17 protein-coding genes are annotated in these 23,945 nt (G+C 39.9%); 6 read left to right on the top strand and 11 right to left on the bottom strand.

What is annotated here, in order from left to right; translation table 11 throughout:
- Positions 1-8: 8 nt before the first annotated feature.
- Positions 9-617, bottom strand: coding sequence for a pyroglutamyl-peptidase I (locus P0108_RS06265; RefSeq protein WP_473730871.1), 609 nt, complete (start codon positions 615-617; stop codon positions 9-11).
- Positions 618-1,020: 403 nt separating this feature from the next.
- Between P0108_RS06265 and nox the strand changes: the two genes are divergently transcribed.
- Positions 1,021-2,361, top strand: a complete 1,341-nt coding sequence (nox, locus tag P0108_RS06270; protein WP_174182738.1) for a H2O-forming NADH oxidase — start codon at positions 1,021-1,023, stop codon at positions 2,359-2,361.
- 186 nt (positions 2,362-2,547) lie between these two features.
- The gene (locus tag P0108_RS06275; protein WP_076002765.1) at positions 2,548-3,681 is read left to right on the top strand and encodes a 4-hydroxybutyrate dehydrogenase; all 1,134 of its coding nucleotides are present in this window, start codon (positions 2,548-2,550) and stop codon (positions 3,679-3,681) included.
- 176 nt (positions 3,682-3,857) lie between these two features.
- On the opposite strand, the gene P0108_RS06280 is transcribed toward P0108_RS06275, so the two are convergent.
- The 3 genes from P0108_RS06280 to P0108_RS06290 form a co-directional block, all read right to left on the bottom strand.
- Positions 3,858-5,078, bottom strand: a complete 1,221-nt coding sequence (locus P0108_RS06280; protein ID WP_033888676.1) for a hypothetical protein — start codon at positions 5,076-5,078, stop codon at positions 3,858-3,860.
- A 163-nt stretch (positions 5,079-5,241) separates the two neighbouring features.
- Positions 5,242-7,320, bottom strand: a complete 2,079-nt coding sequence (locus tag P0108_RS06285) for a YhgE/Pip domain-containing protein (protein WP_102155759.1) — start codon at positions 7,318-7,320, stop codon at positions 5,242-5,244.
- The gene (locus P0108_RS06290) at positions 7,310-8,086 is read right to left on the bottom strand and encodes an ATP-binding cassette domain-containing protein (protein ID WP_004110838.1); all 777 of its coding nucleotides are present in this window, start codon (positions 8,084-8,086) and stop codon (positions 7,310-7,312) included. Before P0108_RS06290 ends, P0108_RS06285 begins: the two co-directional genes overlap by 11 nt.
- Before the next feature lie 533 nt (positions 8,087-8,619).
- On the opposite strand from P0108_RS06290, the gene P0108_RS06295 reads away from it, so the two are divergent.
- Both P0108_RS06295 and P0108_RS06300 read left to right on the top strand, forming a co-directional pair.
- On the top strand, positions 8,620-9,960 hold the full coding sequence (locus P0108_RS06295) for a Na+/H+ antiporter family protein (RefSeq protein ID WP_174182803.1): 1,341 nt from the start codon (positions 8,620-8,622) through the stop codon (positions 9,958-9,960).
- 661 nt (positions 9,961-10,621) lie between these two features.
- A complete protein-coding gene (locus P0108_RS06300) occupies positions 10,622-12,553 on the top strand; it encodes a hypothetical protein (protein WP_473730869.1) in 1,932 nt (643 codons plus the stop codon).
- Positions 12,554-12,735: 182 nt separating this feature from the next.
- On the opposite strand, the gene P0108_RS06305 is transcribed toward P0108_RS06300, so the two are convergent.
- The 5 genes from P0108_RS06305 to P0108_RS06325 all read right to left on the bottom strand — a co-directional run bounded on the left by P0108_RS06305 (position 12,736) and on the right by P0108_RS06325 (position 18,216).
- Positions 12,736-13,314 (bottom strand): LemA family protein, encoded by a 579-nt coding sequence (locus tag P0108_RS06305; protein WP_410311162.1) that lies wholly within the window; start codon positions 13,312-13,314, stop codon positions 12,736-12,738.
- A gap of 80 nt (positions 13,315-13,394) precedes the next feature.
- Positions 13,395-14,381, bottom strand: a complete 987-nt coding sequence (locus tag P0108_RS06310) for a DUF3137 domain-containing protein (RefSeq protein ID WP_004110846.1) — start codon at positions 14,379-14,381, stop codon at positions 13,395-13,397.
- Between the two features lie 440 nt (positions 14,382-14,821).
- Positions 14,822-16,588 (bottom strand): ABC transporter ATP-binding protein, encoded by a 1,767-nt coding sequence (locus P0108_RS06315; protein ID WP_410311164.1) that lies wholly within the window; start codon positions 16,586-16,588, stop codon positions 14,822-14,824.
- 249 nt (positions 16,589-16,837) lie between these two features.
- Positions 16,838-17,647: a nucleoside phosphorylase gene (locus P0108_RS06320; protein WP_064621770.1), complete on the bottom strand. Its 810-nt coding sequence runs from the start codon at positions 17,645-17,647 to the stop codon at positions 16,838-16,840.
- A 146-nt stretch (positions 17,648-17,793) separates the two neighbouring features.
- Positions 17,794-18,216 (bottom strand): GNAT family N-acetyltransferase, encoded by a 423-nt coding sequence (locus P0108_RS06325; protein ID WP_064621771.1) that lies wholly within the window; start codon positions 18,214-18,216, stop codon positions 17,794-17,796.
- A gap of 646 nt (positions 18,217-18,862) precedes the next feature.
- On the opposite strand from P0108_RS06325, the gene cysK reads away from it, so the two are divergent.
- The gene (gene cysK, locus P0108_RS06330) at positions 18,863-19,795 is read left to right on the top strand and encodes a cysteine synthase A (protein ID WP_410311165.1); all 933 of its coding nucleotides are present in this window, start codon (positions 18,863-18,865) and stop codon (positions 19,793-19,795) included.
- Between the two features lie 127 nt (positions 19,796-19,922).
- The gene (gene epsC / locus P0108_RS06335) at positions 19,923-20,780 is read left to right on the top strand and encodes a serine O-acetyltransferase EpsC (protein ID WP_421783096.1); all 858 of its coding nucleotides are present in this window, start codon (positions 19,923-19,925) and stop codon (positions 20,778-20,780) included.
- A gap of 166 nt (positions 20,781-20,946) precedes the next feature.
- On the opposite strand, the gene sstT is transcribed toward epsC, so the two are convergent.
- Together sstT and P0108_RS06345 are read right to left on the bottom strand one after the other, a co-directional pair.
- Positions 20,947-22,203 (bottom strand): serine/threonine transporter SstT, encoded by a 1,257-nt coding sequence (sstT, locus tag P0108_RS06340; RefSeq protein ID WP_421783094.1) that lies wholly within the window; start codon positions 22,201-22,203, stop codon positions 20,947-20,949.
- 427 nt (positions 22,204-22,630) lie between these two features.
- A partial coding sequence (locus P0108_RS06345; protein WP_473730870.1) for an FIVAR domain-containing protein occupies positions 22,631-23,945 on the bottom strand: 1,315 nt, incomplete at its 5' end.

A 23,945-nucleotide genomic window follows, 5' to 3' on the forward strand; every position in this document is an offset into this window, starting at 1 on the left:
ATCTGCAATCACTTGCAATCATCCGCAATTACTTGCAGCGCAACTTCAATACCTCGAAGCATATCAACTAAACTCATAGAACTCGTAGTAGGCTTATCAAGAATCTGCTCAGGCAAATATGGAACGTGAATAAAACCACTCTTAATCGGCAATTTTTTAGTCTGGCAATAATGACAAACACTGTAAAGCACGTCATTACACACGTACGCGCCAGCAGAAAAAGACACAGACGCCGGCAATTTCGCCCTATTCAAAGCCTCAACTATATTCACAACTGGCAAAGTCGCTTTATAAGCCATATCACCATCCTGCACAACAGGCTCATACCAAGGCTTATACCCACTATTATCTGGTATGCGCGCAGTCCTACAGTTAATGCCAACATACTCAACGTTAAAACAAGCAGAACCACCAAATTGCCCTAACGAAAGCACAGCATCCGGCTGAACTTCCTCTATTTTCTCAATAACTTTTTGCGCGCCCTTGTTAAATTCCGTAGGAATCTGCAAACGAACAAGTTCCACACCCTCAGGCGCATGCACTGATTGCGCAATCTCCCACGACGGATTTATAGACTCATTATCAAACGGCGTAAAACCAGTAATCAAAATACGCATCACAATACCCCTTCACACGAATATCACTTTATTAAAACATTAAAACGCATCACAAAAAACTGTACATATGTGAATGTCACTGTATATAAACAGTATACAAACTTCAGGATTCTACTACGTAATTCATGTTCGCAAAAAGATAGTCAGATTGTGAAATAACCACCTCACTCCCCCCACAACACGCACAAAATCAAAATTGGTAAGACTCGCATTCGTGTAATAGTATTGTGCATTGGATGTGCATTCGCGCCGCAGCGTGAATTAAACAAAGCAGTTGAAGCACATACAATAATTTCAACAGAATTTAGCGGAATTAAATTAAACTAAATTAAATTAATTTCAGCAGAATTCAACAGAAATAAACAAAATTAAAACTAGATTCAACGACGAAAAGAGATTACCGATGACGAAGATCATTCAGATTGGCGCAAATCACGCCGGCACTGCCTGCGCTAACACCATTTTGAGCTACCCAGGAAACGAGCTTACCATTTACGATCAGAATAGTAATATTTCCTTCCTTGGTTGCGGCATGGCTTTGTGGATTGGCAAGCAAATTCAAAGCAGCGACGGACTGTTCTACCAGAAGCCAGAAGATTTCGTTAAAAAAGGCGCTAAGGTAAATCTTGAAAGTAAAGTTTTAGACATTGATTACGCAAAGAAAGAAGTAACAGTCGAACTTAAAGACGGCACTGTTATTCACGATTCTTACGACAAGCTGGTTCTTGCTACCGGCAGCCTTCCAAACAAGCCTCGCATTAAGGGCATTGACTTGGAAAACGTGCAAATGGTAAAGCTTTTCCAGAACGCTCAAACTGTTATCGCTAAGCTTCAAGAGCGCGATTTCCGTAACGTCGTGGTTCTTGGCGGAGGCTACATTGGCGTGGAACTGGCTGAAGCCTTCGAGCGTCTTGGCAAGAACGTAACTCTTATTGACATGGAAGACCATATTCTTAACGGCTACTTTGACCCAGAGTTTTCTAACAATTTGAAGAAAATTATGGAAGATAAGGGCATTAAGTTTGAGCTTGGTCAAGCTGTTGAGGAGATTGTTGGAGACACTGAAGTTAAGGCTGTTAAAACAAGCAAAGGCACTTACGATGCAGACATGGTGATTTGCGCTATTGGCTTCCACCCAAACGTTGCGCTTGGCAAGGATCATTTAAAGCAGTATGCTAACGGCGCTTTCCTTGTTGACAAGAAGCAGCAAACTTCCGACCCAGACGTGTACGCAATCGGCGACTGCGCTACAATCTACGACAACGCTCGAGACCGCGTAAACTACATTGCGCTCGCCACTAACGCCGTTCGAAGCGGCTTGATTGCAGGTCACAACGTTTGCGGAACTCCTGTAGAAACCGAGGGCGTGCAAGGCTCTAGCGCAATGATGATTTACGACTACAAGCTTGTTTGCACCGGCTTGAGCTTGACTGCCGCTCAAAAAGAGGGCATGGACGTTGATTACGTTGATTTTGAGGATACTCAAAAGCCTGCGTTTATGGAAGTTGAGAATCCAAAGGTGAAGATTCGCATCGTTTACAAGAAGGATACGAAGGTTATTGTTGGCTGCCAGTTGGCTTCTAACTACGATATGTCTGCCGCAATTCACCTGTTCTCGCTGGCTATTCAAAAGAAAGTCACGATTAAAGAGCTTGCTTTGTGCGACATCTTCTTCATGCCTCACTTCAACCAGCCGTACAACTACATTACGATGGCTGCTTACACGGCTTTGTTGAAGGGATGATTAGACTTTGCTGATTAGCTTAGGCTGAATCACTTTTTCTGATTAGCTTAAATCGCATTTATTAAACCAAGCAATCTGTTCTATAATGGAGCAGTTGCTTGGTTTTTTAATCATCCGCGCACAAAAGAGCGCACAAAACGCGCACTATTAGCATAAGACATGCAGATTAAAACAAAGGAGTCTAGGATGAAGCAGCTTTCTATTAAACCAACTATTCATAAGTTCGAGAACGCACGCGAGTTCGCGCAAGAATTCAAGCTCAGCAAGGGCGATTTGGTTATTACAAACCAGTACATTTGGGAGCCTTATTTTGGCGATTTGAATCTTGATTGCGACGTGATTTTCCAAGAGAAATACGGCAAGGGTGAGCCGAGCGACGCAATGGTTGATGCAATCGTTAGTGACATTCACACAACTCCAAAGCGCGTGATTGGCATTGGCGGCGGCACTGTTTTGGATATTTCGAAGGTTTGTGCGTTGAAGCAAACTAGTCCGCTTGAAGACTTGGTTGACGGCAAGATTCCTGCACAAAAAGGCGCGGATCTTATTCTTGTTCCAACTACTTGCGGCACTGGCTCCGAAGTTACGAACGTTGCGGTGTTCTCGCTTACTAAGCGCAATACCAAGAAGGGTTTGGCGAACGATGCTTGCTATGCTACGGACGCTGTTCTTATTCCAGAATTGTTAAAGAGCCTGCCTGATTACGTTTTTGCAACCAGCTCTATTGACGCTCTTACGCATTCGATTGAGTCCGCACTTTCTCCTATTGCAACCGAGCTTACAAAAATGTTTAGTTACAAGGCTTGCGGGCTTATTTTGCAAAGTTATATGCGAGTTGTTAAAGAAGGCAGCAGCGCAAAAAGCCAAGTTGTAAGCGACTTGGTTTCGGCAAGTCTTTACGCTGGTATTGCGTTTGGTAACGCTGGCTGCGGTTGCGTTCACGCGATGGCTTATCCGCTTGGTGGAACTTTCCACGTGGCTCACGGCGAAACGAATGCAGCTCTTCTTACAAGCGTTTTGCGATACTATGCTAAGCACGATGCTGAAAGCAGCACTAGTGCAGAAAACACTGAACTTTCTAAGCTTTTTGACTTTATGGCAAATATTCTTGAATGCCAAAAAGCAGATGTATTAAATAAGCTTGACGAAGTTCTTAACACGATTCTTCCTAAGCATAAGCTTCACGAGTATGGAATGACCGAGGATATGATTCAAAGCTGGGCTGCAAGCGTTGTTAAAGAGCAGCAGCGACTTTTGAAGAATTCCTACATGCATATGAGCGAAGATGCTATTGCTGAAGTTTACGCATCTACTTTCTAAAAACAGATTTCTAGCAAACTTACTTTCTGGAATTTGTTGACTTTAATTATGTTTTACTAGTTTTTCAGAATAAAACGAAAGCAAAATAACAAAAGACCCCACAAATAAATGTGGGGTCTTTATTTTATTTATTTTATTTATCGCAACTATTTCAACTATTTATAATTGAACAATAACTATTCAATAACTTTAATATTTTGAAAATGAGGCTCACCTAAAGGCAATCCAGCATCCGAAGGGAAGAATCCATCGTCTACCGTAAAACTCACATAAACTTTCTTATTCACATACTTCTCCATAATTTGTTTAGCTTGACTACCATCGTCAAACGCCAACATTCTCGCATCGCTAGGATAAGGTGGCTTGCGCATATCTCCGATTTGACGCAAAGTAACGCTGGTTTTATTATCCAGAATAAGAATCATGAAAGTTTGATTAGGATCTGAATATCCCGGACTAGGATCTGAATATCCCTGACTAGGATCTAGCATATTTTGCAATTCAAGAACCTTGTTGTATGACAAAACCTTCACAGTTCCAGAAACTACCTGCCTTCCGCTTGCTTTTTCAGCTTTAATTTTGCTATCTAAAGATTCACTACTAGCGGATTTCTTAGAATCAGCTTTCTTACTAGCCTTCTTGTCAGACTTCTTATCAGACTTCTTTTCGGCCTTCTTAGAATCCTTATCCTCTGAATTAGAGTCACTGCCTTTATTACTTACGGTTTTCTCATAAATATTATCTTCAGTTTTTGCCAAATTGTCGAGAAGTGTAGTGTCATCTGTACTGACAAAATTAATATCTTTTATATTCTGTTTAGGAAGATCAGTGATTATTCCAGACCAGTATTTTTCTTCTTTAATAGGATTGCTGTCAGCAATATTCATAGTCACCTTATAAGCCTCAGTATCCCCTGTTCCAGAAGACCACTCAACATATCTTAATGAATTGCTGTCTGCGTATTGCGATACTACAGCTCTAAAACCGCCAATGTCTCTAGCGCCATCGCAAATTAAATCATTTGAAGAAACAACGTCACTGTAATCTTTATTTGCAGCAAAAAACTTCAGCAGTGACAGACCTTCCAAATTTTTCCGCAAAACAAGCTCCGGAATATCCCTATCGCTCATATTTACTAACGCGTAAGAATACTTACTTTGGCTAGCATCAATTTCTGAATCAGCTTCATTAAAGTTATATTTATCAGCGTTTGCTAAAACTTTTTTATATAAAGCTGCTACTTTTGCATTAATAATGTTAACTTTTTTTGCATTATCAGCAGCTTTTGTATTCGCGCCCTTTTGGTTCGAGCATCCAGCACATAATGGTACGAAAAGAAATAGCGAGAGTACTAACGCAATAAATTTTTTTAGCTTCAACATAATTTCATTAGGCATAACCACCCCTTCTCAAGCTTTAACTAATTATTAGCAAGTAAGTTAAATATTCTAATACTAAATTGTAATATTTAAAAACTGCGTAAATTTAGGTTAATTAAATATAAAAAGCCTGCGCAAAAGCTATTCACTCTTACGCAGGCTAGTATTAGATAAGCAACGCTTATGCATCAAGCGTTATTACAGGATGCAAATCAAACATTTTTACAGTACGCTTCATGCGAAAGGCAATGCTTGTTATGGCAATCGCAATAACGCCGAAAAACACAAGCATTCCAATGCCTGAAACTATTTCACCACTGTTCTTTCCAGACATTGCTTGACGCAACCCCATAATCGAGTACGTCATTGGCAAATATGGGTGAACAGCTCTAAAGAATGCCGGCGTCATTTGTACTGGGAACGTTCCTGCAGAGCTTGTGATTTGCAACATAAGTAGCACAATCGCAACTATTCGCCCTGGCATGCGGAACACCACCATAATCATTTGCATTATAGCCATAAAGACTATTGACGCTATAATCCCCAGCGCGTAGAATGCACCAACATTATCGATTTGGAACTTCAACGCTCCTTGAACAACGCCCATAAGAATAATCGCTTGCGAAACGCCCATAATCACAAACGGCGTCAAGCTAATAAGCGCGCTTTTAAGCGGATTCATGCCGTTTAGTATCGCTCGCCTATCCATAACTCTCAAAACGAATGTTGTCATAAGAGCACCAACCCAAAGGGCGATAGAAATAAAGTAAGGAGCAAAACCAGTTCCATAGTTTTCAACGTGCGAATACTCGTGCTCCTCCAAGGAAACTGGTGCGCTCATCATCTTACTTTTTTGAACAATACCGTTTACTTTTCCAGACTTTTGAGCATCTTTAAGCCCGTCATGCAATTTCTTAGTACCATCAACAAGCTTTGGAGTGTTATCAGATAGCTTCTTAGCGCCGGAATTAAGCTGATCAGAACCGTTCACTATTTTCGCAGAACCTTGTGCAGCTTCATTCACGCCACTATTTAGTTTCTCGCTACCGTTACTTACTTGAGCCAAACCGTCAGCAAGCTTATTTGTGCCAGCAACTAACTTATCTGAACCAACATTAACTTTCTCCATGCCTTGCATAAGAGCCTCAGCACCGCCCTTTATTTGCAAGCTCCCTGCAGAAAGCTTGTCTGCTCCAGCGCTTAAAGCAGAAAGATTTGTTTCTAGAAGATTAGAATTTTCACCTAATCCTTCTGCCAATCTTTGCAAATTAGCAAGCACGTCTTCCTTTGTTACTGCTGGGTTTTGCGCTTGCATAAGAAGACCAGTAATTTGTGCTTTTGTTTCAGCGTTTCCAGCTTTAACATGTTCTTCTAATTCGTTGCTTGAAGCTGCAAGCTTTTGAGCTCCTTCATAGAATTCGCTTGTCGCTGCCGATAGCCTTTGCGTTCCTTCGCTTAACTGTTGGGCTCCGTTTGCTAAATCTTGCGTTTTTTGTGCAAGATATTGAGCTCCTTCTTTGCTGCGAGCATTGGCTTCAGTTAGCGTATTCGCGCCTTTTTGAAGCTCCCCTAATCCGCCTTGAAGTTTTTGCAAAGATTGCGAAAGTTTATTCGACCCATCTGCAAGCTTATTTATTCCGCCTTGCAAAGACTTTGAACCTTCATGCAATGCTCCAGCACCGTTTGCAGCAGCACCAAGAGAATCGGAAGCTGAATTAACTTTCGCAAACATGTGCTCCCAATACTCTTGAGCAATCGCCTCGCTAATCTCAGTACGCATAGTGCGGAAAGCAGTTTTACCAATTTGTGAAGCCAGCATATTGCTTGCTTGATCGTACTTTACGTGAAGTTTTGCTTTAGTTGGAGTATCGTATTGCGCGGAAGCAATGCACTTACTGAAGGAAGCTGGAATAGTTGCTACCATAAAATAGTTGCCATTTTTAAGGCCCTTATTTGCTTCAGCACTATTTACAAAATTCCATTGGAAACCTTCACTACCGTCTTTTTGATTCTTTAAACGAGTTTTGATTTCGTTTCCAATGTTTCGCATTTTGCCGTTAATCATAGCGCCATTGTCTTCAACAACAACAGCCACAGGCACAGTATCCAAAGTCTTATAAGGATTTGTAAATGCCCATAAGTAAAGCGATCCGTATAAAAGTGGAATCAAAGCTACGGTTCCAATAACAAGCTTTCGAGCTTTTCCTTTCATCGTATTGTTAATCTCACGAAATGCAAGAGCAATAGTACTAACGTGCATTGTTTTCACCACCGTTTGCTTCACTTGTAGCAAGTTGAGAATCAGTATGAGAATTTTCTGTTTTCTCATTATTTGGCATAAGTCTTAAGACTTGATCCGCTTGCTTTTCTAACTCACTTTGCAAAACTCCAACAAGGCAGGAGCAGTAGTTTTTGCTAACATATTCGCGAATATCGGAAAGTAAGCATTCGCGTTGCTCACTAGTAAGCTCCGTCTCAATTCCATCAACAAATAGCAGCCACGGTTGCTTTAATAATGCCAACGCAATTGCCAAACGCATGCGCTCGCACGGAGTCAACTCTCCTATTGCTGTTTTGTGAGGAGAAAATACTTTCCATTGAGCAAGAAGATTGTACGCGTATTGGCGCAATGCTTCGCGATTTTTTACATCATTTTTATACTGTTCGCGAAATAGTGGCGAAGATGATGCGAGTTTTAGCTCACTCATCAAAGCTTCTTCTATTGTTTGCATTTTGTAGAATTCGTTAATTCCGTTGAATAATCCCAATCCCACATATTTACGTGATTTTTTAAAATCGTTAGGAAGAGTTGAGTCCGCAATAGTAAGAGTTCCGTTCGTAAATTTCATATAACCAGACAGTGCAAGCAGCAAAGCTGATTTTCCAGAGCCGTGTTCACCTGATATTGCAACGATTTGATGAGGCTCTACTTTTAACGATACGTCCCAAAATGGTGTTCTTCTAAATATTTGTAAGCCTAATTCTTTAGCTTCTAAAAGTGTTTTACTATCTTTCATAATTTGCATGTTTGACGCTTGTAATTAAGATATGTCGTAATATCCTTTTTACTTAGAGCGCCAGGCATTCCTCCTTACTCTAAATACTCTAAATAACTTATTTTCAGTTTTTTAGTTTTTCAGTTTGTTGTTTATTGTTTACTGCTTATTTTTAGATCTTCACAATTAGCAAAACAATTTTTAATTTTCGCATTGCTTTATCGCCACTTTTCAGCGGTAAACTCACGTTGCAATACTGCAATAAAACGGTGTAAAACCGAACATTTGGTGATTTATCAATTCTTCACCACTAATCATTTAGAATACTCTTTTGTGCAAACAATTGTTGAGTTACACTAATTTTTTTATTTAATTGTTTATATTTTATATTCACTCAAGAAACAAGTTGTAAACACTTCCATGCTATATTGTCTTTAATTACTAAATGTAAGAAATACATATGTAAGAATACGTATGCAAAAAATACAGACGTAAGCAATACGAAATAAAACGTATTGCTTCAAACAATATATTAAATTCAAGCATTTAAAGGGGTGAACGGCATGCTAAGTTTGCAAATTTTAAATATTATATTTAATCCGGTTATTGTGTCGGTTGTAGTGCTATGCGCACTTAGTCTTGCAAAACTTAATGTTTTGCTATCAATGATAGTAGCTTGCATTGCAGGTGGCATTGCCGGTCATCTTCCTCTTTTTGGTGACGGAAATCACACAATTATGGCTTTGCTTTGCGACGGTTTCTCCACCAACTCACAAACTGCGCTCGCCTACATTTTGCTTGGAACTTTTGCGGAAGCAATTACTGCAACAGGCTTAGCTCAAATTATTTCTAAAAAAATTAGCAAAATTATTGGCATGAAAAAGTACGCTCTACTTGCAGTACTAACTCTAATTGCGTGCATGTCTCAAAATATTGTGCCGGTTCATATTGCTTATATTCCTATTCTTATTCCGCCTATTTTGAGAGTTATGAATAAGATGAAGCTTGACCGCCGAGCTGCAGCATGCTGCACTGCTTTCGGTCTTGAAGTTCCGTATATTGCTATTCCATTTGGCTTTGGTCTTATTTTCCAAACTGTTATTGCTACGAATCTTTCTAAAAATGGCATGAAGGTTAGTGTTGCAGACGTTAGTGCTGTGAACTGGTATTTAGGTCTTGCAATGTTTGCATCACTACTTTTTGCTGTATTTGTGCTTTACAGAAAACCTCGCGAATACAAAACTACAGAAACTGACACTCGCGCAGCCGACGCCGTTGTCGGACCTCTTAAGAAACGCCACTACGTAACCATTCTCGCAATTATTGTTGTTGTAGTAGTGCAAGTTATCAGTAAAGATCTTTCGCTTTCGTCTATTGCAGGTCTTGCAACCATGATTATTTTTGGAGCAATAAAGTGGAATGACATTGACAATCAGCTTACTGGCGGCGTAAAACTCATGGGTCTTATTGCATTTGTGATGCTCATTGCGGGCGGATATGCTAACGTGATCCAAGCGACAGGAGGAGTTGAGGAGCTTGTAAACTTTGGCGTAGCTTCTATGGGACAGAACAAACTTGTTGCCGCATTTGTTATTACGCTTATTGGTTTGCTTGTGACTATGGGCATTGGCACTTCGTTTGGCACGGTTCCTATTCTTGCTGTTTTGTTCGTACCTCTTTGCCAGAGCATTGGTTTTAGCACTCCTGCAACGATTCTTCTTATGTCTTCCGCTGCAGCTCTTGGAGACGCAGGCTCCCCTGCTTCCGACACCACGCTCGGGCCTACTGCCGGCTTAAATGCGGACGGACAGCACAGTCACATTTGGGATACTTGCGTTCCAACATTCCTTATTTTCAACATTCCGCTTATGGTTGCAGGCATTGTAATATCGCAGTTTATTTAGCAGATTTCTTAAGATTAGATACTAAATATCTCATATTATTTAGCTAAATATTTAGTTGAATATTTAATAGAGATTAAGTATTTCGAAACGCAAAAGTGTTTATTGATAAAATTATCGATAAACACTTTTATTTTTTATCAAAAACATTATAATGTAACATGCAAATTTCGAATTTACAATATATTTATTGTATATTTCGAAATAAAATAAAATAAATTTATTTAGGTATCTAGTTAGATAGCTGATTAGGTAGTTGATTAGAGAGTTGGGTGTTTTATGAATAAGGCAGCGAAAATAATTCTGACTTCAACCATGATGGGTATTGCCACAGCAGCTTGCGCAGTATGCATGAGCCAAACAGCTTACGCTGCTAGTACTGATACAAATAACATAAAAACAACTACCCCCCCCTGCCAATCTCACTAATCAAAATGATTTAGAAAATAGCACCAAAGCCAGCAATAATAAAGCTAACGAAAATAAAACTAGAAACGATAAAACAGAAGATAATAAATCTCGCGAAAATAAAGCCAGCATTGCAGAATACCGCGGTATAACTCCATCTACTACAACTACTACAACTGCTAAGACTACGGAAACAGAAGCTACAACAGAAAAAGCAGACTCTCAGGAAGAAACTGTTTCATATCCACAAATGACAGTGGCAGAACCAGGTGTAGCGGTTACCATCAAGCCAAAGTTCATGCGCGGCGATAAAGAGATTACGTTAGCTGAATCAAAGAAATACGGTCCTTGCCGAGATTCTTATGAGTATATACGCGTCGAATATAAGAACGGCGACAAATACGAACTTGCGTATGGCAGTGCTATAACGCGCTCTGAAGATTATAGCTACACGTTCAAATGGCGCACGAGCGCAGCTCGCGAACATCCTAACGCTACCATCCGCGTCACAGGACTTCGTATGTATGACAAGAACGGGAAGCAACTCCAAGAAGAGATTGTTCCAACATTTAAGACTGCAGGCTCGGAGAATCATAAGCCTGAGCCAAAGCCATTTGCGTTTGACAGGAACGAGCTGTCGGCAGCACTCGCAACCGATGCAAGTGGTGAATATGTTCGCTGGCGAGCAATAAATAATTCCACCAACTCTAACTCAGAACAAATGACTGCGTACAGTGATTATCTCAATTATGATCCTGATAAAAAAGTGTTGACTACAACTGCAAGCACGGAGCCGTTTAAGAATGAGAAGCAAGGTGTTGTTGCAAGGAAATACAACAATATCACCCTCAAGACCTTGAAAGCTGGCGAAACGGAACCTACGGCCGTAGACGGTATTAAAGAAACGCCGTGGTTTTTTAAGAACCAGCAGTATGCGAATATCTGGAACGAAATTAATCAAACGACAATTGGTTCGCATAATTTTAAGAGATCCAACATTGAACAAAGAATCGGTGGCAAGGGGCTAACTGGCCTGAAATACGACTTTGGAAAACAAGGCATCACTGGTACACCTACCATTACAGACTGGAAAGAAGGCGAAACAACTCGTACACTTACCATCTATATGGCAACAATTCGTAGGGGCGATGATGGCTCGGAAACTATGAGCTTAAGCATGTTTGAATGGCCAGTGAGTAATCCACAAGCAACTCCAGTTCTAGACCCTACGAAACCGCAGCCGCCACAATTTACTGATAGCACTAATAAATTGGCTGAAGGACTAGCCACTGATAAGAGTGGACAATATATACGCTGGCAAGTGACTAGTACCGATATGTATCGAGCAGCGGCATATAGCAACTATCTCAAATATGATCCCAATAACAACGTGCTAATCGCAGAACCGTGTACTATCCCATTTAGTAATGCTGAGAACAACCATAACGTTGTTGCAAGGAAATATACCAATATCACGCTCAAAATACTAAAGGCTGGCGAAACGGAACCTAAAGTTGTAAAGGACATTACAGAAACCCCGTGGTTCTTCAAATACAAAGAATATCAAGAAATTTTTAACGCGGTTACCAAAACTACAATTGGTTCAACAACTTATAGCGATCTGGCAGGAAACTATCATGAAGTAATGATTGGCGGTGATGGTTTAAGCGGCTTAACGTTCAATTTTGAAACTAAAACTGTTATCGGCACTCCTACCATCACAGACTGGAAGGAAGGCGAAACAAGTCGCACAATTCCTGTTTATAGAGTAGAGACTTGTCATGTACCGAATACATACACGAAAACTATGGGAATATCTGTGACGTATTTGACAGTAACGAGACCAAAGCCGGAACCGCCAAAACCGGAACCACCAAAACCACCTGTTGTTCCATCAACACCAAAACCGGAACCAGAACCAACTCCTGTTACAACTCCAGAGCCTAAGCCTGAGCCTATCCCAGTGCCTATAATTTCGGAACCGGAACCAGTGCCAACGCCAGTGACAGAACCAGAGCCAGAACAAGAAGAGACAACGGAAGAAGTACCAGCTCCACAAACACACGAACCGCTCGCACGCACCGGTTCTGCAACCTCAACCATTGCAGGTACTGGATTAGCATTCTTGCTTTCTGCCTTCGGCGCGCTTTCGCTTAAACGCACGCGCATCGGCAAACACAGCAAGTAAAAACGCAACTAGCGAATAACTCAGCTAACTAATAAACGCCAGACGAGTTAAATAAACTCCCTGGCGTTTATATTTAAATACCAATCAACCAATCACAAATCAGTCAATCCCAAAGTGGCCAATCACTGCAAATTCGCGGGCGATTGGCTATATTAGATATACCGTCTAGCTAAACATTTTCACTAGCGCAGTATGCTGTCAATATTCTTCTTATTGCTTAGATTATCTTCGTCAAGAAAAGCCATCTGCTTTATTCCGCTTAAGCTTGCAATAAGCGACACTGGGAAGGTAACGATATTTTGATTAAGAGTGCTTATATTACTATTAACAATTCTTTTTGCTGCCGCAAGCTGCTCATTTTCGTCGTTTATTTCTTCCTGCAAGTTCAAAAATTGTTCAGAAGACTTTAATTCCGGATAAGCTTCCGCCAAAGCAAAAATCTTCCCTATTGCATGATTCTGATTTTTGATTACCGAACTAGAATCCGCTGAGCCCAATCCCTCTCTTAAACTTACTAAATCCACTAATGTTGTTTTTTCATACTTTGCAAACGACTGCGCAACTTTAAGCATTTGGCAAATCGTATCGTATCTTTTAGCGAGCGCAATATCAACGTTTTTCCGCGACTCTTCTATAATCACCCTATATTTTCTTAGCCTATTTAACATGCCAATAAACCAGACAATAAGCACTACAAGCACTATTGCAACACAAATTAGCACAGTGTTCTTATCCATAACGTCACCCATAATGTCTCCCATAACATCTCCTTTAGTTCTAGTATTTTCTAATTTTTTAGTTCGCTAGTATTGCAATTTACTAGTTTCTACTTTTGTAATTTTTACTTTTGTAATTTCTCTCTAATTACGTTAATTATTTCGTAATACTCAGCCAAAATATCTCTAAATTTTGCATATTCTCTTGTTAAAGATAGGTTTTCTATTCCAGATTTTCCTGGAGCGCCGAATAAATACCGACCAGAATCAAAGGCTGCAACAATACGCTCACTATCTAGGTATAAGCAAACTCGCATTCTTTTTTGCAAATTATTCATTAGTTCTATAAAACTTGGATCTAATACCAGTTTTGTATAAAAATCGTCTGTAGAGAAGACTGAATACGAGTCGTTAAATTCAATGGATTCTGTCTGAACTTCGCTCTCCTCTTTTGTTTTTTTACCATAGTATCCATTTAGTTTTTGTCCCATAAAGTTCTTTCCAGTAACAGGGACGATTCTAATGTGGCCATTTATGTTGGTTTTTGAGTTTATTAATAAGACTTGCCCAATAAAATCCGTTTTTTTAACACTTTTTCCACTTTCACTTCTAGAAAAGTGGATTGCTTGCATATTTGAAAATTCAGTTTTAAATTCATCGCCAAAAATTATGTGTTTACTTGAATAATACCTACTAGATATTGGCAGAAGATTATCAAAAATGCTGCTGTCAATTCCTTCGGAATTGTTTAATACTGTTCCAGGCAGAATCACATTTAAAATCGGCGTTAAAACATTATCCGCATATAGCGCGTCTACATCAACCTTATTATTTACAAAAAACTTACCTGCAAAGCAAACAACAAAAACACCTACTATTAGCAAATAATATTTGTAACGAGAGTAATCAATATTTGGAAAATAGTTATACAAAGTGCCTAAAACCATTACTACCGGTATTAATGGAATTAAACGAATTGGATCAAAAGAGTTATTTTTTACGCCTTCTTTTAAAGCACTTAATTTTCCTTGTATTTGGGGAGATTGTTCTATTTGTGCGAGTCTGTTTAAAACTTCTGGATTTGTAAATACGCTACCATATTTTACATTCATGTCATCTCCCTTTTATAAATCACTCGTCATTTTTGACATATTTTGCGAATCACTATGCACAACGTTGTAGGATTTTAATTTACAGTATCGCTGTTTGGGTTTGTCTGATTCTGATTACTTGAATCATAGTTACTCTGGTCATTAGAGTCATACTGATTAAACTGTTCCATACATGCCTTTTCTCTAACTCTATACAATCTAAATTACACAAGATCATTAAATAAAAACAGATTTTGACTAAAATTTATTTTGCAAAATTTTAAAGCAAAGAAAGCACTGCAAGTAACAGCGTAATTCCTTAAAATGTAACTCGAAAGCAGGTTGCATTGCTGAGAAAGTGGCCAATTGCTGCAAATTCGCACTTAATGGCTACTAACACGGGCTCAGAATCTATTGCGCTAAATTGCACAGCGCATTGAAAGCAAACCAGCTCCACAGCCTCACATAGACACAGTGTAAAGCGAGTAGAAGTAAGCCTTCTGATTCATAAGCTCCTCAAAGCTTCCGCGCTCAATAAGCTCGCCGCTTTTCATCACAAGAATCTCATCATATTGCTTAAGCGAATTGGCATCCAAGCGGTGAGTTACAACAAGTCGAAGAATTCCTTGCAAATCCAAAATAGACTGCGTTACGTTAACGCTCGTCTCGTTATCTAGCGCGCTCGTTGCCTCGTCAACCAGCAGAATCTCGGACTTTTTAAGCAAGCTTCGCGCAATAGCAATACGCTGCTTTTCGCCGCCAGAAAGATGACTACCGTTCTCGCCACACTGATAATCCTTGCCTTTAGCAGCAATCAAATCATCCAAACCAGCCAAGTGAATCACGCGATTCACCTCCGCATTCGGGAACGGCTTAAAAAGCGTAATATTATCTAAAATCGAAGCATCAAACATAAACACAGACTGCTGCATAAGAGTAGTCTTATCGTAAAGCGAACTCTTGCTCACATTGCTAAGCTCGTGATTATTCAGCTGCACACTACCCTCATAATCCTTGTAGTAGCCCATAAGCAGATTAATCAAACTACTCTTACCAGCTCCAGAAGGTCCTACTATTGCATAAGATTTTCCAGCTTGCAAAGTTAGATTTACATTTTTCAAGACTTTATGATCCGCGTCATAAGCGTACGAAACATCGCGCAAAACAACGCTTTTAATAGAATCGTCAATGATCTCGCCAGAATCTTCCTTAGCATTACTCATATAATCAGCCATCTTGCTAATAAGCTTCTTAGCACCCTTCATCTCGCCAAGCATTTGAGGAAGACTTGCAATAGGCTGAAGCACGCCATTCATCAAATTAGTGAAAGCTAACACCATTCCAGCAGTAATAACGCCCACGTGAGCGTTAACCATCCAAGCGCCAACAAGCATCACGCCAAGCTGAGTTCCAAGACTTGAAATAGTACCAAGAGCAGAAACAGTAGTCATCGTTTTTTCGCGAAGATTCTTAGTATGCTCAAGCTCCATCGACTGATTCTGATAACGGTTAATAACCTCCTGCTCCGCCTTAAAACTCTTAATAACCGAAACGCCGTTCAAAACATCCTTCGTTAAGGCTGTATAAGACTCGTTCGACTTGGAAACCTGCTCCTCGCGAGTGGCAATTCCGTTAGCTGTAAGAATCGAGCACGCCATTGGAAGCACAGAAATAATAAGAGCAATAACAGTGAGCAATGGACTATAATAAATCATAAGAGCCAGAGAGCTTACAAGCATAAGAACGTCTTGAACAAAATCAAAAATCTTCTTCAAATACTTTTCTTGAATACGCTCACAATCATTAGTAAGTACAGAAAGATACGTGCCGGAATTCGCGAGCGAAAAATCACTATAACTCTTCTGTAAAAGCTTCTTGATAACAGACTCTTTATACTGATTCATTGCTTTTTCAAGAAAGCGAGGGTACGAGCTGCGCTTCAACGCGAAAATCAGGGAGATTGCCAGCATAAAGGAAACAACAAGCAGCAAAATAGTAGTTAAAGAGAAAGCTCCTTTACCTGCCATATAGTCGAAAATAATTTGCAAAATCCAAGAAATAGCAGTGTAAATCATGGACAAGGAAATAAAAACTATCATCGAAAGAAAAGCTACAAGCTTGTTTTCCTTGAAAAATAGTTTTACGTAATTTTTTACGTCGGGATGTAGTTTGGATGATTGCTGATTCGCGGGCGATTGCTGATTTGCTGTATTGTCAGTTTTGTTCATTCTCGCTACCTCTCACTTCCTTTATATCTATTTGCTATTTTTGCTATTTTTCGCTAATAGCATTTTCGCAGCTAGCATTTTCGCTTTCGAATTGCTAATCCACTCTCTACTAAGTATTGAAAGACACACTATCATACTTATCCTGATTGGTCATGCTTATCTGCTTGATAACACCTATAAATGCTTAAACACACTTATACGTAATGCTTGCTAGAAATAATAAGCATAGAGTTAAAAAAAAAAATCAAATCAAATACGCAACACCGCTTCAACACAAAGCTCAAGCGCATACGCTTTAGAATCCCCGCCCCAATTGCGCTCATCATAATTTTCAACATCGTGCAAAGTATCTGCAGTGTAAAGAATCTCACCCCAAACAATCTCACGCATTTGCGCACAAGCCGCTAAAGCAGAACACTCCATTTCAACAACCGCGCATCCCTCCTGCTTACGATTAGCAACTTTCGTCTTAGTCTCACGGAAGAACCCATCCGTAGTCCACGTTTTAACTTCATGATAAGGCAAATTATGCGCCTGCAAAGTTTGCAAAATAGCGCGCCTCGAACGCTCTGAAACATCAACATAACGACTTGGAGGCAAATAATGATAAGAAGTCCCCTCATCCCTTAAAGCTTTATACGGAACCAGAAAAACGTTTTCCGCATAATCAACTAGCGACCCACAAGAACCAGCACTAACAACTTCCCTAACGCCGTAAGAAATCAACCAATCTAAGATCTGAACAGCAGCAGGAGCGCCAACTGGAGCTTGTACTAAGCAGATTTTTTGAGTTTCTTCTTCTACTTCGCTGTTTGCGTCTTCCTTTACTTTTTTCTCTACTTTTTCTTCCAAAACATATATTGGATATACTTTAGTTGCAGATTCAAAATTTGCTACAATCGTAGCTTTCCTACTTAAAGCATACTGATCGATTTCATCGCCTAAAAAAGCAAAAACCGCTTTAGATGGAAGCTGAACAGAAATATTATCGTGATTGGGCATTAAAACTGCACTTTTATCGGAATCATACTCTAAAATCGGCAAATCATATTCTGCCATACAATCAGCTCCTTCATAAGATCAGCTCCATCCTACAAGCAACTCAATCCTATATACAAATACACGCATTAGTACACGAAAATCACAAAGTGGCCAATCTATGCAAATTCGCACTTAATGGCTACTAGAGAATCATATTTTCTGCATCATGTCCTGTCTTTTATAAAACCGCAGCAATCGATTTCTGCTAACTCAATAAAACCAGCTGACTTATAAAAAGCAATAGTTTTTTCAGTACAATCCGTAGTCAATTGAATTTGACGAACATTAGGATAATAATCCACAATCGCCTTTAACAAAGCAGACCCTATCCCCTGCCTTTGATACTCAGGCAAAACAAGAATATCCTGAATAAGAACAACCGTATATCCGTCACCAACAGCTCTAGCAATTCCAACTAGCTCATCATTTTTATAGGCAGCTAAAACCTTGAGCGAATTGTTAAAACCATTTTCCAAAGCAACTAAATCATCTGTGTACGCAGACCAACCAACGGAATCATACAACCTTAAAATATCTTTGCTATTATACTTTTCATACTCTTTTATTTGAACATCTGCTAAATTCATTGACAATAACACCTCCGAATACTGTGCAATCAACGTTGAAACCCTGAATTTTCTAGCGTAATCGCTCAGTATATCAAGTCGCCTATCTCTTCTTTTAACATAGGCCTTTAATGCGCCAACTGCACCAGTGCCCAAAAACAGGCAAAATCAGACACTCGCGCAGAAAAAGGAGTACGTATCAAGGTATGCCAAACACAAATCAAGTTTGACAAACGCAAATCCATTCGCTATAGTTTCCACTTATCACCATTTCGACGAGTAAAGGAGTGCACATGTATCATACAAATATGATGACAAATTGTTGTTGTAACGTATGCTGTTGCGCATTTCTTAATCGAAATGATGTTTGCAAGCACTAAATATGCATAACATCTAGCCTGTGTTAAAAGCATTTACGTTAAAACGCAGCAAATTACGATTCAAGAAACAGCGCGCTGTTTCTTTTTTTATGCCAAAATTCGAATATAAAACGTTAAAAAGATAACAATTTAACGCGAATTAAATATTAAAACGAATAAATGGCATCTTTAGAAACAACTAATAAGCAGCAGTCGCTTTATTAATAAAAAATTATTTTTTAAAAATTAAAAATAAACAAAATTAAACAAATTAAATTAAACAAAACAAACAAGTAAGGGGAAATATTATGTCCAACATCTACAAGTCCGTGCAAGAACTCGTAGGCCACACTCCACTTCTGGAGCTTACGCACATTGAAAAAGAGTACAATCTAGCAGCAAAAATCCTTGTAAAACTCGAATACTTCAACCCAGCAGGTTCCGTAAAAGACCGCATCGCAAAGCAAATGATTGAAGAAGCAGAAGCTGCAGGCACACTTAAACCAGGCTCAGTAATTGTTGAGCCAACTTCTGGAAATACTGGCATTGGTCTTTCAATGATTGCGCAAACAAAAGGATACAAAAGCATTATTGTAATGCCAGAAAGCATGTCTATTGAACGCCGAAAACTTATGAAAGCTTACGGCTCCGAACTCGTGCTCACACCTGCTGCAGAAGGAATGAAAGGCGCAATCGCCAAAGCGAAGGAAATCGTTGAAAGCACGCCAAATGCGTGGACTCCAGGACAGTTTACCAATCAAGCAAATGTGCACGCACACTACAACACAACAGGTCCAGAAATTTGGCAAGACACTGACGGAAACGTGGATATGCTTATTGCAGGCGTTGGAACAGGCGGCACAATCACTGGTACTGGCACATACTTAAAAGAGCAAAATCCGCATCTTGAAGTAATCGCAGTAGAACCAGCCGACTCCCCTGTGCTCGCAGGCGGAAAACCAGGAGCGCACAAGATTCAAGGAATCGGCGCAGGATTCGTGCCAGATGTGCTCAACAAAAACATTTATAATCGCATTGTTCACGTAACAAATGAAGACGCAATCGAAAACGGCAAGCTTATAAGCAAAAAAGAAGGCTCCCTCGTTGGTATTTCTTCCGGAGCTGCGATTTGGACAGCAATCCAAGAAGCAAAAAGAGAAGAAAACAGGGGCAAAACCATCGTTGCAATACTGCCAGATTCAGGAGATCGATACTTGTCTACCGCATTATTTGAAGACTAACTGTATTTAGTAGCACTATTATAAACACGCAAGTTTTGATTAAATAATATGTGCAAATATTAATTAGTAATTAAAACGAGAAAATAAAGAAGACAAAGAAGACAAGAAAAATACTGGAGATTAATGTATGAATGAGCATCTTGACCTTATAAACAAACTCAACTCAATTCATGATTCTGACATAAGGCAAGCTACATTCATACCTAATTACCGCAATATTATTGCACTCATACATGCGACTCAGGCTCTACTTTTGCCTGAGTTGCATGTGCGCAATGAAAGCAACGAGACTACGCAACTCAACGCTAGTTTGAATAATAACGCTAGTTTGAATACCGTTACTTCAAACGCATTAGACACTATAGAACGCATTATATTTCACGAACTTCAATGCTACACAAGCAACACAATTAAAATTCGAGAAACTTGCAATCAATTTATAGATACTCTTCCTGCAATTAAAAAGTTACTTTTAACAGATATTCAAGCCATGTATGAAGGCGATCCTGCTTGCACAAGCAAAGTAGAAGTCACGCTCGCATACCCTGGTTTTTATGCAATGCTTATTCACCGCACAGCTCACGCACTCTACGAACTTAACGTACCGCTAATTCCTAGACTTATGAGCGAATACGCGCACAGAAAAACTGGAATTGACATTCATCCAGGAGCAAAAATTGGCGCATATTTTTGCATTGATCACGGAACTGGCATTGTAATCGGCGAAACAACTGTGATCGGCGAGCATGTTAAGCTTTACCAAGGAGTAACGCTGGGTGCAAAAAGTTTTGCGCTAGACGAGAATGGAAATCCTGTAAAAGGCGGAAAGCGGCATCCAAATATTGGAAATAATGTTGTAATTTACGCAAACGCAACAATCTTAGGCGGAGAAACCACAATCGGCAGCGGAAGCATAATCGCAGCAAACGCGTGGATTAACCGCAGTATTCCTGCAAACACAACCTACCACTTCCCTAAAGCCTAATGCGCGCTAAAAATACCGATTCCACTTCTACTATTTTATTTGAACATCTGCTAGATTCATTTACAATAAACATCCAAATATAATAAAAGTGCGCGATCTAAAACGTAAAAACGGAAGAACGCGCACTAGCAAGAATACTTAGCAAAAACTAGCAACAGCAGAACATCTACTTTTTAAGTTGCACAGTCTCGTGATCCTTGCCCATTTTGAATTCAATACCTGCACGCTGCCACATGCGATATTCGCCAACCGCAGTAAAGAGAACATCCGTGGAAGAGTTAAGTGCGGTTTCGCAAGAATCCTGAATAACACCAATAATAAGACCAATAGCAACTACTTGCATAGCGATATCATTTGAAATACCAAACGACGAGCATGCAAGAGGTATAAGCAAAAGCGAACCACCAGCTACACCAGATGCGCCTGCAGCAGAAACTGCAGAAAGCACAGAAAGAATCACAGCAGTTGGAATATCGACGCGAATACCAAGCGTGTGAGCAGCACACAAAGACATGATAGAAATAGTTATAGCAGCTCCGCTCATATTAATAGTTGAGCCAAGCGGTATTGAAACAGAGTAATTATCTTTGTTGAAGCCAAGTTTTTCACACAAATTCATATTTACAGGAATATTCGCAGCAGAAGAACGCATGAAGAACGCTGTAACACCCGAATCGCGCAAAGTTCTAAAAACAAGAGGATACGGATTCTTGCCAGTAAGCATGAAAACCAAAATAGGATTAAGAATCAAAGCAACAACAGCCATAGTGCCTACTAACAAAGCAATAACGAAACCATACTCGCTAAAAATACGAAGACCGTTACTTGCAACTGTTGTATAAACAAGACCCATAATGCCAAAAGGTGCTGCGTTAATAATCCAGTGGACAATTTTTCCAATAGCAGACGAAATGTTATCGAAAAATGCTTTGGTGGAAGGCTCGGCTAATCGCAGAGCAACACCGAAAGCAATCGCCCAGAAGAGGATGCCAATAAAGTTACCTTTAACGAGAGCATCTACAGGATTAACAACAATATTTAGCACAAGTGAATTAAGCACCTCACCAATTCCTTGAGGAGACGGCGAAGACGCTGCTGCAACATGAGCAAAAGTAAAATCAACAGGGAAAATCATAGCCGCACATACAGCTACAAGGCTTGCAGTAAACGTAGATAGCGCGTACAGCCCTATTACCACTTTCATGTTGCCAACACTTTTTGCTTGCGCAAGCGCACCAATAACTAGGCAAAATACTAAAATTGGCGCAACAGATTTAAGCGCACTGACGAAAAGTTTTCCCATAAGATCGAGCACATAGACGTGAGCTGGCACAAAAATACCAAGTGCAGCACCGAGAAAAAGACCAATTACAATGCGTAAAATAAGGTCAATGTTATTCCATTTTTGAACAATCTTGTGCATGAGAGTCTCCTGTAATTTAGTTTGTGCAGAATGTTTTATACTCTTTTACGTGTATTAGCACTTGCAAGATTTTATTTTTTAAAGATTATACATAAGGATGCATATATATGCAAATTGTTAAGGTTTAATGTTTCGATGTTTCAATAACTTAGCAACTCAGTGACTAAACGCTTCAATAAGTGCTTTGTAAGCAAGATAACTCTTAAAATATAGTAAGCAACAATAACTTCCCGTGTAATCGCAAACTAAAATAGCAAAATGCCTCACTTTGCGTAGTAAAGAAAGACGCAAAGTAAGGCACATTTTACATTAACTTCATTATGCTAATTAACTCAATACTCAGCAAACTTACTGAATACAATTAAGCAAACATTAAGCAGCTCTAAAACTAGCTGATCTGCAATAACCAGACCAGCTAGCAAATATTTTACTTACTACTGTGACGAGAAGTACCACGACGCTTAGTTGAGAAAAGCGCAGCACCAGCAGCACTAAGAGTTGCAGCAAACAAGCCAAACACAGACACGTCACTACCAGTCTTACTAAGCTGAGCAACACTACCACTCTTCAACACCTGAGCGCGCACAGAAGCACGAACATCAGCCGCATGAGCCTTAGCAGCAGCCAAAGCCTTACGAGCAGCAGAAAGATTCTTAACCGCAGCATCAACCTGAGCCTGGGTAGCATTCGGATCAGCAAGCAAACGTTTAGCTTCAGCCAACGCCTTCTTATACACATCCAAATCAGGAGCTTCACCAAGCAAGTAGGCAAACGACTTGCTAAAGCGAGAATCATCATCAACTTCAGCTTGCAATACCGTCTTATTAACACCATTCAAAGCATCTTTAGCATTCTTAAGATTCTTTAACGCAGTATCAACAAGAGCTTTACGATCTGCTTGAGACTTAGCAGCAAGATCCACACCCTTACCAGCAGGATCAGCTAGCTTAGATATAAGCTCCTTCGCATCTTGCAAAGTCTTATTATATGCTTGCTGCTTTTCAGCAGTATCATACACGTACTTTACAGATTCTTTCACACTATTCTCAAGAGCAATCTCAGCTTGCAAATCAGCAATATCAACACCATTTAGTGCAGCAGCTGCGGTTTGAAGCTGTTTAAGCGCATTATCAACCGCAGTCTGCTGCTGATCAGGAGTATTCGCTGATTGAGCATCCTTCGCATCAGCAAGAGCAGACTCAGCAGCAGCAAGAGCAGTATCATACGCAGATTTCTTATCCTGAACAGCATTCGTATACTGTACGGACTTCTTCAAAGAATCAGCTTTGTCAACTTCAGCCTGCAACTTAGACGTATCTACAGTTCCATTAAGAGCACTAGAAGCAGTTTCAAGCTTAGTCTTAGCATCGTTGATTTCTTGCTCAGTCTTGCCCTGAGGATTCTTCAAGATATCTTGAGCAGCTTGCAAAGCCTGATCAAACGCAGTCTTCGTAGTATCAGGAGCATTCATGTAAGCAATAGTCTTCTTCTTCGACTCGGCAGCAGTTACAACCGTCTGCAAAGCAGAGGTATCGTGACCGTCCAAACCAGTAACAGCATTATTAAGCGCAGAAGTAGCATCAGAAATTTCTTTCTCTGTTGCACCAGCTTTCTTTACAATGCTTTCTGCAGAGTCTATAGCATTGTTAAGAGCATCTTGCTTCTCAGCAGAAGCATTCTTATAAGAAACATCATTCTTCTTATCTTTTGCTTCTGCAAGCTTTGCCACCAATTGAGTCTTG

The sequence above is a fragment of the Gardnerella sp. c10Ua_244 genome (assembly GCF_055818055.1).

Excerpts from the sequence above, each read along its gene's own strand:
- P0108_RS06265 (WP_473730871.1), bottom strand. The coding sequence starts at position 617 with ATGCGTATTTTGATTACTGGTTTTACGCCGTTTGATAATGAGTCTATA.
- P0108_RS06310 (WP_004110846.1), bottom strand. The coding sequence starts at position 14,381 with ATGAATGTAAAATATGGTAGCGTATTTACAAATCCAGAAGTTTTAAAC.
- P0108_RS06280 (WP_033888676.1), bottom strand. The coding sequence starts at position 5,078 with ATGCCTAATGAAATTATGTTGAAGCTAAAAAAATTTATTGCGTTAGTA.
- P0108_RS06275 (WP_076002765.1), top strand. The coding sequence starts at position 2,548 with ATGAAGCAGCTTTCTATTAAACCAACTATTCATAAGTTCGAGAACGCA.
- P0108_RS06295 (WP_174182803.1), top strand. The coding sequence starts at position 8,620 with ATGCTAAGTTTGCAAATTTTAAATATTATATTTAATCCGGTTATTGTG.
- epsC (WP_421783096.1), top strand. The coding sequence starts at position 19,923 with ATGAATGAGCATCTTGACCTTATAAACAAACTCAACTCAATTCATGAT.
- P0108_RS06285 (WP_102155759.1), bottom strand. The coding sequence starts at position 7,320 with ATGCACGTTAGTACTATTGCTCTTGCATTTCGTGAGATTAACAATACG.
- P0108_RS06320 (WP_064621770.1), bottom strand. The coding sequence starts at position 17,647 with ATGGCAGAATATGATTTGCCGATTTTAGAGTATGATTCCGATAAAAGT.
- P0108_RS06325 (WP_064621771.1), bottom strand. The coding sequence starts at position 18,216 with ATGAATTTAGCAGATGTTCAAATAAAAGAGTATGAAAAGTATAATAGC.
- sstT (WP_421783094.1), bottom strand. The coding sequence starts at position 22,203 with ATGCACAAGATTGTTCAAAAATGGAATAACATTGACCTTATTTTACGC.
- P0108_RS06290 (WP_004110838.1), bottom strand. The coding sequence starts at position 8,086 with ATGCAAATTATGAAAGATAGTAAAACACTTTTAGAAGCTAAAGAATTA.
- nox (WP_174182738.1), top strand. The coding sequence starts at position 1,021 with ATGACGAAGATCATTCAGATTGGCGCAAATCACGCCGGCACTGCCTGC.
- cysK (WP_410311165.1), top strand. The coding sequence starts at position 18,863 with ATGTCCAACATCTACAAGTCCGTGCAAGAACTCGTAGGCCACACTCCA.
- P0108_RS06305 (WP_410311162.1), bottom strand. The coding sequence starts at position 13,314 with ATGGGAGACATTATGGGTGACGTTATGGATAAGAACACTGTGCTAATT.
- P0108_RS06315 (WP_410311164.1), bottom strand. The coding sequence starts at position 16,588 with ATGAACAAAACTGACAATACAGCAAATCAGCAATCGCCCGCGAATCAG.